The organism is Ewingella sp. CoE-038-23, from assembly GCF_040419245.1.
In the GTDB taxonomy this organism is placed as follows: Bacteria; Pseudomonadota; Gammaproteobacteria; order Enterobacterales; family Enterobacteriaceae; genus Ewingella; species Ewingella allii.
In genome coordinates, this window is the sequence record NZ_JAZHOH010000001.1 from 418,427 (window position 1) to 431,261 (window position 12,835).

Annotated in this window: 15 protein-coding genes and 4 pseudogenes; 15 read left to right on the plus strand and 4 right to left on the minus strand. The window is 46.5% G+C overall.

Features of this window, described 5'->3' with window-relative positions:
- Nucleotides 1–2 precede the first annotated feature (2 nt).
- Nucleotides 3–446 carry a hypothetical protein gene (locus V2154_RS01945; protein WP_353500842.1) on the plus strand — a complete coding sequence of 148 codons (444 nt, stop codon included), beginning with the start codon at nucleotides 3–5 and terminating at the stop codon, nucleotides 444–446.
- Nucleotides 447–498: 52 nt separating this feature from the next.
- Here the strand turns inward: V2154_RS01945 and V2154_RS01950 are convergent, their stop codons facing one another.
- A complete protein-coding gene (locus V2154_RS01950; RefSeq protein ID WP_185688632.1) occupies nucleotides 499–648 on the minus strand; it encodes a SymE family type I addiction module toxin in 150 nt (49 codons plus the stop codon).
- Nucleotides 649–806: 158 nt separating this feature from the next.
- Between V2154_RS01950 and V2154_RS01955 the strand changes: the two genes are divergently transcribed.
- Both V2154_RS01955 and V2154_RS01960 read left to right on the plus strand, forming a co-directional pair.
- Nucleotides 807–1,607, plus strand: coding sequence for a polymorphic toxin type 50 domain-containing protein (locus tag V2154_RS01955; RefSeq protein ID WP_437342018.1), 801 nt, complete (start codon nucleotides 807–809; stop codon nucleotides 1,605–1,607).
- Between the two features lie 26 nt (nucleotides 1,608–1,633).
- A complete protein-coding gene (locus V2154_RS01960; protein ID WP_353500843.1) occupies nucleotides 1,634–1,933 on the plus strand; it encodes a MafI2 family immunity protein in 300 nt (99 codons plus the stop codon).
- Between the two features lie 38 nt (nucleotides 1,934–1,971).
- Here V2154_RS01960 and V2154_RS01965 read toward each other — a convergent pair whose 3' ends face one another.
- Nucleotides 1,972–2,136, minus strand: coding sequence for a SymE family type I addiction module toxin (locus V2154_RS01965; RefSeq protein WP_353500844.1), 165 nt, complete (start codon nucleotides 2,134–2,136; stop codon nucleotides 1,972–1,974).
- Nucleotides 2,137–2,294: 158 nt separating this feature from the next.
- Here V2154_RS01965 and V2154_RS24890 point away from each other — a divergent pair.
- From V2154_RS24890 to V2154_RS01980, 3 genes and pseudogenes are all read left to right on the plus strand, one after another.
- Nucleotides 2,295–2,582 (plus strand): annotated as a pseudogene (locus tag V2154_RS24890) (VENN motif pre-toxin domain-containing protein); the annotation flags it as partial.
- A 168-nt stretch (nucleotides 2,583–2,750) separates the two neighbouring features.
- Nucleotides 2,751–3,173: pseudogene (locus V2154_RS01975) on the plus strand (polymorphic toxin type 28 domain-containing protein); the annotation flags it as partial.
- Nucleotides 3,170–3,556, plus strand: a complete 387-nt coding sequence (locus V2154_RS01980; protein ID WP_353500845.1) for a contact-dependent growth inhibition system immunity protein — start codon at nucleotides 3,170–3,172, stop codon at nucleotides 3,554–3,556. The pseudogene V2154_RS01975 and the gene V2154_RS01980, both read left to right, overlap by 4 nt.
- Nucleotides 3,557–3,604: 48 nt before the next feature.
- On the opposite strand, the gene V2154_RS01985 is transcribed toward V2154_RS01980, so the two are convergent.
- Nucleotides 3,605–3,967, minus strand: a complete 363-nt coding sequence (locus tag V2154_RS01985) for a SymE family type I addiction module toxin (protein WP_353500846.1) — start codon at nucleotides 3,965–3,967, stop codon at nucleotides 3,605–3,607.
- A gap of 220 nt (nucleotides 3,968–4,187) precedes the next feature.
- On the opposite strand from V2154_RS01985, the gene V2154_RS01990 reads away from it, so the two are divergent.
- The 3 genes and pseudogenes from V2154_RS01990 to V2154_RS24895 all read left to right on the plus strand — a co-directional run.
- Nucleotides 4,188–5,366: a VENN motif pre-toxin domain-containing protein gene (locus V2154_RS01990; RefSeq protein ID WP_353500847.1), complete on the plus strand. Its 1,179-nt coding sequence runs from the start codon at nucleotides 4,188–4,190 to the stop codon at nucleotides 5,364–5,366.
- A 14-nt stretch (nucleotides 5,367–5,380) separates the two neighbouring features.
- Complete coding sequence (locus V2154_RS01995; protein ID WP_353500848.1) at nucleotides 5,381–5,668, plus strand: hypothetical protein; 288 nt, start codon at nucleotides 5,381–5,383, stop codon at nucleotides 5,666–5,668.
- Nucleotides 5,661–5,756, plus strand: a pseudogene (locus V2154_RS24895) (O-acetyl-ADP-ribose deacetylase); the annotation flags it as partial. The gene V2154_RS01995 and the pseudogene V2154_RS24895, both read left to right, overlap by 8 nt.
- A gap of 29 nt (nucleotides 5,757–5,785) precedes the next feature.
- Here the strand turns inward: V2154_RS24895 and V2154_RS24900 are convergent.
- Nucleotides 5,786–5,986: pseudogene (locus V2154_RS24900) on the minus strand (SymE family type I addiction module toxin); the annotation flags it as partial.
- Nucleotides 5,987–6,205: 219 nt separating this feature from the next.
- Here V2154_RS24900 and V2154_RS02005 point away from each other — a divergent pair.
- The 6 genes from V2154_RS02005 (at nucleotide 6,206) to V2154_RS02030 (ending at nucleotide 12,777) form a co-directional block, all read left to right on the plus strand.
- Nucleotides 6,206–7,012 carry a VENN motif pre-toxin domain-containing protein gene (locus V2154_RS02005; RefSeq protein WP_353500850.1) on the plus strand — a complete coding sequence of 269 codons (807 nt, stop codon included), beginning with the start codon at nucleotides 6,206–6,208 and terminating at the stop codon, nucleotides 7,010–7,012.
- Nucleotides 7,013–7,486: 474 nt separating this feature from the next.
- A complete protein-coding gene (locus V2154_RS02010) occupies nucleotides 7,487–8,626 on the plus strand; it encodes a porin (protein ID WP_353500851.1) in 1,140 nt (379 codons plus the stop codon).
- A 228-nt stretch (nucleotides 8,627–8,854) separates the two neighbouring features.
- Complete coding sequence (locus V2154_RS02015; RefSeq protein ID WP_353500852.1) at nucleotides 8,855–9,208, plus strand: type II toxin-antitoxin system RelE/ParE family toxin; 354 nt, start codon at nucleotides 8,855–8,857, stop codon at nucleotides 9,206–9,208.
- Complete coding sequence (locus tag V2154_RS02020; RefSeq protein WP_353500853.1) at nucleotides 9,198–9,521, plus strand: helix-turn-helix domain-containing protein; 324 nt, start codon at nucleotides 9,198–9,200, stop codon at nucleotides 9,519–9,521. Before V2154_RS02015 ends, V2154_RS02020 begins: the two co-directional genes overlap by 11 nt.
- 503 nt (nucleotides 9,522–10,024) lie before the next feature.
- Nucleotides 10,025–11,308, plus strand: coding sequence for an HAAAP family serine/threonine permease (locus tag V2154_RS02025; RefSeq protein ID WP_353500854.1), 1,284 nt, complete (start codon nucleotides 10,025–10,027; stop codon nucleotides 11,306–11,308).
- Between the two features lie 101 nt (nucleotides 11,309–11,409).
- Entirely contained in the window at nucleotides 11,410–12,777 is a 1,368-nt protein-coding gene (locus V2154_RS02030; RefSeq protein WP_353500855.1) for an L-serine ammonia-lyase, read from the plus strand.
- Nucleotides 12,778–12,835 lie beyond the last annotated feature (58 nt).

The window sequence follows — 12,835 nt, forward strand, 5'->3', positions numbered from 1 at the left end:
TAATGAATAAGCTGAGTATCAGGTTGATTGAATCTGCGTCACTGAAATATCCACAATCAATTGAAATATCAATAGAAAGTAGTGGCGAACTGCACCTTCTGTTTACTGGGCGAGTCGATTTACCAGCATTCACTGAGTGGTTTATAGAAAATGAGGATGCAATCCGAAAATCGGACTTTCCAGTAGATAATTTAACTCAAGATTCTTTAGCGAAAAAAGTACATTGTTTTTACGAAAACGCGAACGTAGATGACGATGATCTTATTGATGCAATGTTTGATTATCGTGCATCTCATTGTCTTAGATTTGCTTGTCGTGGTGTTAATTTTCCTGAGATTTATATTGGGAAATTAGGTAGTGGGCATGAGGTTTCTTTATTTACTCAGAATGAAAATTGGCAGTATTTTTTTGATGTTGATGATTTTTTTTGCAAATTGAAATGCTGAACAAGTCCCGGCCCAGTCGCCGAGATTTTACTTTGTAGCCTTAGCTGCCAAACTAAGCCCTGATAACTAAACCCCCGTTCTCAGCCGTAATGCTCACCGGCTGGCCGGTGGTAATTCCCAGCTGTTCCAGCCATTTACCCTTAGTCGTCATTTGCGGGCTGGGGTTGGGTCTGCCGCCGTTGGGTCTTCGCCGTCCGGACATCAAAGTACATAGATGAAAATGGTTGTAAGTCGCTAATTGTAATGGAAAAAGAGGGTTTAGTGCAGTGATTCACGTAAGAGTGAGTTGTTGTTTAGAATAATGCGCTGATTGATGCGGGTGATAAGCAACGTCAGGATACGAAATGGGCGCTGCCTTATCTGGAAGGTGATAAGAAGGTACAAGCCGAAAAACTGATCAGTGACCTGAATGCGAAGGATAAAGCCTTTGATGCCGCCATAGATGCAGCATGTAAGAATCTGTCATCAGAAGACTGTCGGGGTATGCGTCAGGAGCTGGCGGCAATGGGTAAAAGCTATGATGCCCAGCTTGATGGTCAGTACATCGGCACAATGGCCAGCGTTTACAAAGAGGGAGCAGATCAGGTTGATGGTCTGCTGTGGAAGTATGCGACGGCGGATGCCCAAGCTGAAAAAGAAAGAAATATTCAGATCCTGGTCAGTAAGGGGATCCCAGAGAATGTAGCAGCCGGACTCGTTACGGGAATGGCTGCAGTCCATACGGCTGCGGCGATTGGTGGTGCGGTGTATGGAATGAAGGGGCTAGATGTTCCTGCGATAAATAAACCAAGTACGTTGGCACCAGAAACGGTAACAACTAAAGGGGCGACGGCAAGCTCGGGTTCTGTAAAAAATGTGTCAATTAACCAAGGTCAACAGAATAAACACATACCAGGTACAAACGAATACAAAATAGCTTCTGATGCGGGTTTAAATAAAAGTACTATCACAGTGTCTTCGGAAGTGTTGTTACAGAAAGTCGGGAGTGGTCAACAGGTTGGGAATGTTGCCATCGGAATTCCAGGTTCAAAAGAGAGAATTAATTACGGTCAAGTGATCGGGAATTATATCGACCCACAAACTGGTATCTCTACGCCGACAACCAATGGTATTGTTCACTATGGTAAGAATGGTGTTCATATTGTTCCAGCAAGGCCATAAAAAGCATAAGTAAGGAGCTATTTTTAATGATTGATACTGATTTTTCGAACTATTTAAAGTTATCCCTGCAAAGGGCGTTGCTTGGTAATGTAACCCCTAATATTAGAAGTGTGGCTGTTATTTTAGACGCCAAGAATATCCGGCTATTTTTTTATTATGATGGTGAGTTTACAGATTGTGATGAAGAATTAGCATCAGAAGTTGAGACTGAAATCATGGCTGATTTTGATGACGACTTTATTATTAGCACTCATCTTGAACGGCTTGACTATCCTAAGCCAATCAAAATCAACAATGGTTATTGTGTTTATTTAAGAAAAGAATAATGTTGTAAGATCCCGGGCCCGGGATCTTACTTTTAAACTTATGCTCTGATCACCAAATACCCGTTCTCAATCGTAATACTCACCGGCTGGCCGGTACTTAATCCCAGCTGTTCCAGCCACTTCACTTTAATCGTTAGCTGCGGGCTGGGGTTCGGTCTGCCGCCGTTGAGCCTGCCGTCGTTGGGGGGTCGCCGTACGGACATCAAAGTGTATAGGTGAAAATGGTTGTAAGTCGCTAATTGTAATGTGAGAAGTGGGTTTAGTGCAGGGATTCACGTAAGAGTGAGTTGTTGTTTAGAATAATGCGCTGATTGCTGCGGCTGATAAGCAACGTCAGGATGCGAAATGGGCGCTGCCTTATCTGGAAGGTTATAAGAAGGTACAAGCTGTAAAACTGATCAGAGACCTGAATGCGAAGGATAAAGCCTTTGATGCCGCCATAGATGCAGCATGTAAGAATCTGTCATCAGAAGGCTGTCGGGGTATGCGTCAGGAGCTGGCGACAATGGGTAATCGCCTGAGTAACGATGAGAAGAGTAACATCAGTGCACTCTGTACTTTGGCCGCAGGCCTAGCGGGTGGCGTAGCAGGCAACTCCTTAAATGCCGCAGGAACGGGAGCTGTTGGCGGTAAGGTGGCGGTTGAGAATAATGCGCTGGGTGGATCTACTCCGACAACTTGTGCCAACGGGGTAGATATCCTCCATGGCGGTGGGAGTGTTATTGGTAACTCTGGAAGTGCAGCAGGTGGGGTTGCGGGAGCGGGTATGGGTGCAATAATTGCAGAGATGTTCGGCGATGATGACAAAGAAACGCAAAGTCAGCCCAATGCAGGGAAAGATCTGACAGATGCAGATAAGGCTGAACTGGGTGGAACGGGGTCTGGAACTGGAGCGCCTCCACCACCAGAAAATGATCCTAAATAGCAGAATGAAAAACCTGTAGAAAAACTTAATCAGAAGCAAGAAAGTTCTATCAAGAAGATTGATAACACTATAAAAAATGCACTGAAGGATCATGATATAACAGGAACTCTCAAAGATATGGATGGTAATCCGGTACCCAAAGGGAATGGCGGGTATTGGGATCATATGCAGGAAATGCAGAATACTCTCAGAGGATTAAGAAATAATGCGGATACGTTGAAAAACGTGAATAACCCTGAAGCTCAAGCTGCATACGGTAGGGCAACCGACGCCATTAATAAAATAGAATCAGCTTTGAAAGGGCATGGGATATGAGTACTTTTCGTAAATTGATAGGAAATATCAACGTAGCAAAGGAATCAAGTCAACAATCTCCGCTTGAACTATGGTTCGAACGCATCATCGATATACCAATCGAAGAGTTGGCTGTCGAAGATGTTTGCCGTGCTCTTCGACAGGAACTGTGTGTGGATCATTTGATGCCGAGAGTGTTGGATATTCTGACTGAGGACCCGCTGGCTGGAGAGTATTATGATGGTGAACTTATAGCTGCTTTATCGACAATAAAAAGAGAGGATCTAAAAGATTACATAAGTATCTTTATCCAAATAAAGCAGCTTATAAATCAGCTAGCCCCTTCAGATACTAACGATGATATAAAGAAAGATATATTAAAAATCAATGAAATAGTAATATAAAAAGATCCCGGCTAGGTCGCCGGGATCTTTTGAGCTGTCAGCCAGCCGTCAAATCCACTTCCCGGCAGGTAGCCGCTTCGCCGTGATCACCTCGATAAACTCAAGGATCTGCTGCTGCTTGCGCCCTGAAAGCTTCGTGACTTTACGCAGCGTCTGCATAATCTCCGGCTTTGGCGGCGGTGGGGGTAACGGTTCTTCGGCGGTCAGTACCAGGCAACCGGGCATTACCCGTATCTTCAGCGGTGTACCCGTCTCAAACCCCGCATCATCCAGCCAGCTTCCTTTAAGCGTGATGGAGGTTGCTTTGTTATGCGTCTTCCAGTCTCGAATGTAATCCACGGTATAACAGCGGGTTTTTAACTCCGGTGCATCTGTTGTAACCACTTCTGAAATAGAATTGAGCTCAGCCATACTCAACTCCTTGCGTTGGTTGTGGTTAGCGGGCTGGTCAGCGAAACGCCGCGGGACACTCAGAAGCCGGACGCGGCGCCGGATAGCCTGCAAAGCTAGCTCGTTCCCTGTGAGTGAGCTGACGAGTGCCCCCAGCAGCAGGCGCGCTGTTGGGTTTCTTCCCTTCCTTAGTGCTGGCACGGCTATCTCCAGTGCACTAGCAGGATTGGCTGGTGGGGATATGAACCAGGCACTGGCTGGTGGCTTAGCACCCTATCTTTCACTGGCAGTGAAAAAAGCTACCGAAGGTGATCCGACGGCCAATATTGCGGGCCATGCGTTAGCTGGGGCCGTTATCGCCTATCTACAAGGCGGTTCAGTGTCAGGCGGCGCAGCGGGTGCTGCGGGTGGCGAACTTGCTGCTCGTGCTATTATGGCAGAGATCTATCCGGGCCGAAGTGTTGAAAGCCTGAGTAACGATGAGAAGAGTAACATCAGTGCACTCAGTACTTTGGCCGCAGGCCTAGCGGGTGGCGTAGCAGGCAACTCCTTAAATGCCGCAGGAACGGGAGCTGTTGGCGGTAAGGTGGCGGTGGAGAATAACTTCCTGAGTCAGGGAAGTCCGCGGAAATACGCTGAGAAGTATAAAAAATGTAACGGAGAGGCTGACTGTGAGCAGAACATCCGTAAGGATATGGCGCGGGAATCAGCGGAGAATGTTCAGAAGCTGAAATCATGCTGGGATGCTGGTGATGCAACTTGTGTGGCAGATACTCGTTCGAAAATCGAACTTGATGAGAAAGCGTATACTGAACTACGACAGCAAGACAATATGGCCGGGCGTGCTTATGAAGACTCAGCGAAATGGTATGCTGATATTATCGATCAGTGTGCTGGTAAGTGTGATTGGCTAGAAGCTGCGCTGCTGAAGACCGGAGCCGATGGGTTAGGTAACCTAGTTTATGGTGCACTGGGTGCGGGGAGCCTAACGGGAGGGAAGCCGGGTTCTGCCACGATAGCTGAAAGCAGTGGAGAGAGAGGGGCAATACCAAATACCAGCCCTGTATTAAAGCTAGGTGAAACGGCGATTATCAATGAAGTCAAAGTTACTCGTGTTGGCAGATGGATGTCTCCTGATGAATTAGCCCAAATGCAAAATGGAGGCAAAGTGGTTCAGGGAGGTGGTGGGCAGACATTTATTTCTACTAATGGTATTACAGACTTTAAGGCTACAGCACCAGCGGGATCGGTCTACGTTGAGTTTGATGTCCCTACAAATAGTTTGTTACAAGGCGGGAAAGATGGATGGTTCAAGCTAATTGGCCCAGACGCAAGTAAATCACAGAAGTTTATGTTGAATAAACAAGGTGGTAGTCAACTGCCTGATGCTAAAAATATCACAGTCTTAGGTAAGAAATAGAAGGGGTATTAATCATGGATATAAATTTTTTTAAAGCCGAGATTGCCCCTCGTTTAGCAGGGTATGAGCTTCAATATAGTTCTTTTAGGAATGGTGATTTTGGTGACTTAGAGCGTGTTGAGTTTGAGAAGGGAGATAAGCTCGGAACAGTTGACCTGTGGTCTAAAGGCTGGATGAGCATTGATGTCTACGACACTGCTTTAGATGCTCAGTTAATTAACCTATTGTTAAGTCCAGACGAGTTAGAACAGCAAAAAAAATCTATAGAAACTCTTGTACGGATTTTAGAAGTTGATGAATAGAGTTCGGTTATTACATGGTGATATAACGAAAGTAGCTGCAGGACCTATTGTGAATGCGGCTAACTCGTCTTTACTTGGTGGTGGTGGGACAACGACAGGCTCCTGAGCCGTAAGCACCAGGCAACCGGGCATCACGCGCAACTTCAGCGGTGTACCCGTCTCAAACCCCGCATCATCCAGCCAGTTCCCCTTAAGCGCGATGGACGTGGCCCTGTTTTGCGTCTTCCAGTCACGAATGTAACCCACGGTATAACAGCGGGTTTTTAACTCCGGTGCATCTGTTGTAACCACTTCTGAAATAGAATTGAGCTCAGCCATACTCAACTCCTTGCGTTGGTTGTGGTTAGCGGGCTGGTCAGCGAAACGCCGCGGGACACTCAGAAGCCGGACGCGGCGCCGGATAGCCTACAAAGCTAGCTCGTTCCCTGTGAGTGAGCTGACGAGTGCCACGGCAGCAGGCGCGCTGTTGGGTTTCTTCCCTTTCTCAGTGCTGGCACGGCTATCTCCAGTGCACTAGCAGGATTGGCTGGTGGGGATATGAGCCAAGCACTGGCTGGTGGCTTGGCACCCTATCTTTCACTGGCAGTGAAAAAAGCTACCGAAGGTGATCCGACGGCCAATATTGCGGGCCATGCGCTTGCTGGGGCCGTTATCGCGTATCTACAAGGCGGTTCAGTCTCAGGCGGCGCAGCAGGTGCTGCGGGTGGCGAACTTGCTGCTCGTGCTATTATGGCAGAGATCTATCCGGGCCGAAGTGTTGAAAGCCTGAGTAACGATGAGAAGAGTAACATCAGTGCACTCAGTCTCTTGTCCGCGGGCCTAGCGGGTGGCGTAGCAGGCAACTCCTTAAATGCCGCAGGAACGGGAGCTGTTTGCGGTAAGGTGACGGTTGAGAATAATAATCTTGCTTTAATTCGTGCCGGGGGTGCCGTTTGTGCGGACGTATCCGTATGCCGAGATAATATTGTTAAACTGGGGATTGGTGCACTGCTAAGAGTAGGCGCTGCAACATCTGCTATAGCAAACCTTTCTGAGTCGCAAAAAACTAATATTATGTTGGCGGCAATGTCTGGTAAGCAGAGTTTGGTCGACGATTTGTCATCGACGATATTAATTTGGCGATTGGCAATAACCAAACTATTTGGAGTAAAAAGGCTTATGAAGGAGAGAGGAAGCCCAAGTTATGATTTTGTTATTGGCAGCGATATCGCCCGTGATTGCATGTATGTAGAAGTACGGCTCAAGGATACAAATCCGTTACTAGTACTCGCAGAAATCTTCTTCTCCGACCAAACCCACACTTTACCCTTAACTGCTACGAACAAAACATCCCTCTGGACGTGATACTCGAACTGATCGACATTGCACAAAAGAAATTGCCTCCCAACCATCAATGACGTTCTGTCATATTTCTCTGCTAATATCCTTCTATATAAGCCCAATTTCTATTAATCACACGAAGAAATAATAAATAGCGTCATTAATTTTTCCTCCACAATGTCAAAAACTGTTTTGTTCAGACGTGCTCTGTTACAGAGTGATTTGTTATCAAATATGTCGACACAGTCTAAAAAGCCTGCCCGTATTGAGTGTATATCCAACAGTTTGAAATCAAAGTGAGCAGTAAAGTATTCAATGTTTCATAAGCTAACAACTGTATACATTGCTGCTTAATTAATGATCTGATTTTAAAAAAATCACTCTGGGAACTTTCTCATTTTCTTCTTTGTGACCCTCATCACCTATGTTAATTATTTGTTCGTGGCGCAACACCACTGCAAACACATAACAATAGAAATTGATCAGACAGGGTAATTTATGAGCAAATTTATTAAGCCAATGATTATTGGCGGCGTCGTTCTGTCGGTATTATCTGCCAGCGCACAGGCTGAGATCACCGTTTTAGAAAAGAATAAGCAAAGCGATGCTTTGCTCGCGCCATTAAGCGTTAAAGTTGGCGGTAGTATTCGTCCAGAGTGGATTTTTAATAACGGCCCAGAGCCAGGTTATTATAAAAATGGTCACGACGGCGGTACGCGCTTTCGTTTCAGCACTGATTATGCTCTGAGCCAAGATACCTCAATCATTGGTTATTACGAGTTAGGTGTAGACCTGGCGCACGCGCTGAGCTGGGATGACCACTACAACGAAGATGGCCGTCGCGACAAGCAACGCCAGTTATACGCCGGTATTAAAGATGATCGTTACGGTACTTTCACTTACGGTCACCAGTACGGCATTTATTATTCCGTCGTCGGTATTAAAAGTGACGTATGGGATAACGATGGTCACGCAGGCGCAACCGGTATTGGTGTAAATGGTGATTACGACGGTGCAAATAAACCGAAGAACAGCCTGAAATATACTAATGATTTTGGCCCAGTCACTTTATATGCCAACTACTTATTACCTGAAGATCAAACAACCGCCGGTGGCAATTTAGATTACCGTCGTAATAACGGCGCAGGTATTGGTGCAGATTATAAAATCACTAAAGATTTAGTCTTCAGCGCCGCATATAGTGCCAACAACGCCACTATTAAAGAAACGCCGGAAAACGAAAAAGATTACCATCAGGAAATCTCAGGTACTGCTTTAACCTGGCAGCCGAACAACTGGTATATCGTCGGTACTGCGAGCTACTACAAAAACTTTGTGCCAAGCACGCATGAACAGTCTGTTGACCGTTACTTTGCGGGCAGTGGTTACGGCGTAGAAGGCTTTGTTGGTTACACCTTCAACATCGACCAGCCGTTCCTGAAATCTATCCAGCCATACGTTGCAGCCGATTCCCTGCAATTGAAAGGCGACGAAGATTACCATCAGAACAATGTGTACTTCGGTGCGGGCACCGTTATTGGCCACGGCCTGTCTGTGTATGTTGAACGTACTCTGGCAACCTCAACCAACAACGAAGTGCCAGACTCTACTTGGGTCACCGTGTTCTACGACTTCTAATCCCTGTCCTGCGCGGCAACACGCCGCGTAAACAGGCAAAGCCAGTGCCGAGAGGTGCTGGCTTTTTTGTTGCTTAAAATGGGTGACATGAATGCGTGAAGCCTCGCAGCGATGAATGTAATTTATGTAAATGGTAGCTAATTAGTGAGGTCGATATTTTAACTCCATCCTTACAGCGTAAAGTGACTGACTTAGTGATACACTTTTAGCTGACAGGATGTCCAAAAGATGAGAGTTTTTAGAACAAAATGGTTCACCAAAGCCGCGAGGTCACATGGGATTAAGGATGTTGCTTTATGTGACGCTCTTAAAAAGGTACTTGAAGGTAAAGCGGAGGACTTAGGCGGAGGTGTTTACAAGAAGCGCCTTAATAAGAATAGAGATCGTTCAATTATTCTCGCTAAAGGTGGTCAAAATTGGTTCTATGCTTTTCTTTTTTCTAAACAAGACAAGTCTAATATTGATGATGCCGAACTCGCTGCGTTCAAGGTTCTAGCTAAGCAATATGCAGCACTGCAAGAAGTAAAACTCACAGAAATGATAATACAGAATGAATTAGTGGAGATTTGCCATGACTACTAAAAGTAAGTTCAAAAGCCCTGCGTTTGAAGCTATTCACAGCGCGGCGTCAGGCTTAAGAAGTGTTGATGCTATTAGTCAGGAAACCATGCGTCAGTTTGATGCAACCTGTTTATCGGTTGTTGACGACTTGCAGCCAGACGAGATCAAATCCCTTAGAAATGGCCTGAACATCAGTCAGCCAGTTTTTGCCAAGTACCTTAACACCAGCGTTTCGACTATCCAGAAGTGGGAAACCGGGTTAAAAAGGCCGAGTGGTTTAGCCTTGAAGTTACTCTCTGTTGTGCAAAAACATGGATTGAAAGTGTTGCTCTAAAGGTTGTGATGAGATTTTGGATTTGGCTTTAACACTGGCATAGTGACAGGAATCGATAACTCAACCCTCATGCCAGAAATACTCCACACAATAAATCACCCACCGCAACTATTAACATCCTCTAAATCACCCTAATAACAAAAACGCCAAAATTATCGTCAATTGGTTTTATTTTTGTGCGATCTGAACAAATAACGCGCAGATATAAGTAGGTGGCTACAAATATAATTTGTTACTGAATGTCCTAAGTTGGGATCATCTACAGGGCAATTATGTTAATAAAAGGTGTTTTCTAAGGCTTATTATCGAGCATTAGCTATTAATCGTGACTTTGATCTCAAAGCAGAGCGAAATGACAGCTTTTTATGCTGCCGATAGGTATCATCCCGCCATTAATGATATGTTTTAAACGATTCATTGGTTTTTTAACGGCGCGCTTGTGGCATTACAACGTAGTTAAAAATCAATTATAAATAACAGATTGTTTTTTATACCGAGGGATTATGGACAATACACATATTGATACGCAGGTAAATGTCTCAACCAGTACCTGGCGTAAAACCGATACCATGTGGATGCTGGGTCTGTATGGTACAGCAATTGGTGCAGGCGTTCTGTTCTTACCTATTAATGCCGGGATTGGTGGTTTAATTCCGCTACTTATTATGGTCGTACTCGCTTTCCCAATGACCTTTTTTGCTCACCGAGGTCTGACGCGTTTTGTATTGTCAGGTAAAAATGCGGGCGAAGATATTACCGAAGTTGTTGAAGAGCACTTTGGAATTTCAGCCGGTAAGTTAATTACTCTATTATATTTCTTTGCTATTTATCCTATCTTGTTGGTTTATAGCGTCGCGATAACCAATACGGTCGAAAGCTTTATTACTCATCAGATGCACTGGACGGCGCCGCCGCGCGCGCTGTTGTCTCTGGTCTTGATCCTTGGCCTAATGGCGATCGTCCATTTTGGGCAGGACTTAATCGTGAAAGCGATGAGCATTCTGGTGTTCCCTTTTGTTGCCGTGCTGATGGCGCTGGCGTTTTATCTCATCCCGAACTGGAATACCTCGGTATTTGAAAACGTCTCAATGTCTGGCAATGGCGTGGGCAGCGGCATGCTGATGACGCTGTGGCTGGTCATTCCGGTGATGGTGTTCTCCTTCAACCACTCGCCAATCATCTCTTCTTTCGCGGTGGCCAAGCGTAAAGAGTATGGCGAAGGCGCTGAGAAGAAATGTTCACGCATCCTGGCTTATAGCCACATCATGATGGTGCTGACCGTGATGTTCTTCGTGTTCAGCTGCGTGCTGAGCCTCTCTCCGACTGACCTGATGGAAGCGAAAACGCAGAACATCTCTATCTTGTCTTATCTCGCCAATCACTTCTCTAACCCACTGATTGAATATATCGCGCCATTTATTGCCTTTATCGCGATCACTAAATCTTTCCTCGGCCATTATTTAGGTGCTCGCGAAGGCTTTAACGGTATGGTGATTAAGTCATTGCGCAGCAAAGGTAAAAATATCGCGCTGCCAACACTGAATCGCTACACCGCTATTTTCATGTTGCTGACGACCTGGGCCGTGGCGACATTAAACCCAAGCATTTTGGGGATGATTGAAAATATCGGCGGGCCTATTATTGCAATGCTGTTATTCCTCATGCCGATGTATGCGATTCGCAAAGTGCCGGCAATGAGAAAATACAGCGGTCATATTAGTAACGTGTTCGTGGTTATTATGGGTTTAATTGCCATGTCTGCGATTGTTTATACTCTTCTGGGTTAATCTTCACCTTTAATAATAAAGAAGGGGCAGGGATGTTCTGCCCCTCTATCCAAAACTTTCCTTCCTGATTTTTCTGACATTTTATTGCCATGGAGTCTAACGTGATTAGCATCTTCGATATTTTCAAAATTGGTATTGGGCCTTCGAGTTCACACACCGTCGGGCCAATGAAAGCCGGGAAAATATTTAGCGATGAGCTTATCGCCCTCGGCCATATTAATAATACTTCTCGTGTCGTGGTGGATGTTTATGGTTCTTTATCTCTGACCGGTAAAGGCCACCACACGGATTTAGCCATTATTATGGGGCTTGCCGGTAATTTACCCGATACAGTAAATATCGATGCGATCCCTGGTTTTATTCGTGATGTGGAAAGCACGGGCAAGCTGATGCTGGCCAATGGTGCCAAAGAGGTGGAGTTCCCAATGCAGGGCAGCATGAACTTCCATTCCACCAACCTTCCTCTGCATGAAAATGGCATGACCCTGAGCGCCTTCGACGGCGAGCAGCTGCTTTATAGCCAAACTTATTACTCGATTGGCGGCGGGTTTATCGTCGAAGCCAGCCGTTTTGGTATGCAGGAAGAGAGCGCGGTCACCATGCCATTCCCATTCAAATCCGCCCATGACTTGCAGCAGCACTGCAATAATACCGGCTTATCGCTATCCGGCGTGATGATGCAAAACGAACTCGCGGGTCACTCGAAAACTGAGATTGCCGAACATTTTGCGGCTATCTGGGATGTGATGAGCGAGGGCATTACTCGCGGTATTCACACCGAAGGCCTGCTGCCGGGCCCTATGAAAATTAACCGCCGCGCCGCTGCTTTGCGCCGGATACTGGTAACGCAGGATAAGAATAATGTTGACCCGATGGGCGTCGTCGACTGGATAAACATGTACGCCATGGCGGTCAATGAAGAGAACGCCGGCGGTGGCCGCGTGGTGACTGCGCCAACCAACGGCGCCTGTGGCATCATCCCCGCGGTGCTGACTTACTACGATCAGTTTATTCGGCCGGTCAGCCCGGACTCTTACAGCCGCTTTTTCTTAGCCGCTGGCGCGGTGGGCGTTCTGTTCAAAATGAACGCCTCTATCTCGGGTGCCGAAGTCGGGTGCCAGGGGGAGGTCGGCGTGGCCTGTTCAATGGCGGCGGCGGGGCTTACCGAACTGCTGGGCGGCAGCACGGCGCAGGTGTTTATGGCGGCAGAAATCGCTATGGAGCATCACCTCGGTTTAACCTGTGATCCACTGGCCGGGCAGGTTCAGGTGCCTTGCATCGAGCGAAATGCCATCTCAGCCGTGAAGGCGGTGAATGCTTCGCGTATGGCGCTACGCCGCACCAGCGAGCCACGCGTCTGTCTCGATAAAGTCATTGAAACCATGTATGAAACCGGCAAAGACATGAATTCTAAATACCGCGAAACCTCGCGCGGCGGATTGGCCATCGCCGTTGTGGCGTGCGATTAGTCAAAAAATCTGTTTTCTCTAAGGCGGGAAACCGCCTTTCCGCCCCAAATCTCCTGCT

Bases quoted from the DNA above. Each gene is read 5' to 3' on its own strand.
- V2154_RS01945 (WP_353500842.1), top strand. From the start codon at position 3: ATGAATAAGCTGAGTATCAGGTTGATTGAATCTGCGTCACTGAAATAT.
- V2154_RS01950 (WP_185688632.1), bottom strand. From the start codon at position 648: ATGTCCGGACGGCGAAGACCCAACGGCGGCAGACCCAACCCCAGCCCG.
- V2154_RS01960 (WP_353500843.1), top strand. From the start codon at position 1,634: ATGATTGATACTGATTTTTCGAACTATTTAAAGTTATCCCTGCAAAGG.
- V2154_RS01965 (WP_353500844.1), bottom strand. From the start codon at position 2,136: ATGTCCGTACGGCGACCCCCCAACGACGGCAGGCTCAACGGCGGCAGA.
- V2154_RS01980 (WP_353500845.1), top strand. From the start codon at position 3,170: ATGAGTACTTTTCGTAAATTGATAGGAAATATCAACGTAGCAAAGGAA.
- V2154_RS01985 (WP_353500846.1), bottom strand. From the start codon at position 3,967: ATGGCTGAGCTCAATTCTATTTCAGAAGTGGTTACAACAGATGCACCG.
- V2154_RS01990 (WP_353500847.1), top strand. From the start codon at position 4,188: ATGAACCAGGCACTGGCTGGTGGCTTAGCACCCTATCTTTCACTGGCA.
- V2154_RS01995 (WP_353500848.1), top strand. From the start codon at position 5,381: ATGGATATAAATTTTTTTAAAGCCGAGATTGCCCCTCGTTTAGCAGGG.
- V2154_RS02005 (WP_353500850.1), top strand. From the start codon at position 6,206: ATGAGCCAAGCACTGGCTGGTGGCTTGGCACCCTATCTTTCACTGGCA.
- V2154_RS02010 (WP_353500851.1), top strand. From the start codon at position 7,487: ATGAGCAAATTTATTAAGCCAATGATTATTGGCGGCGTCGTTCTGTCG.
- V2154_RS02015 (WP_353500852.1), top strand. From the start codon at position 8,855: ATGAGAGTTTTTAGAACAAAATGGTTCACCAAAGCCGCGAGGTCACAT.
- V2154_RS02020 (WP_353500853.1), top strand. From the start codon at position 9,198: ATGACTACTAAAAGTAAGTTCAAAAGCCCTGCGTTTGAAGCTATTCAC.
- V2154_RS02025 (WP_353500854.1), top strand. From the start codon at position 10,025: ATGGACAATACACATATTGATACGCAGGTAAATGTCTCAACCAGTACC.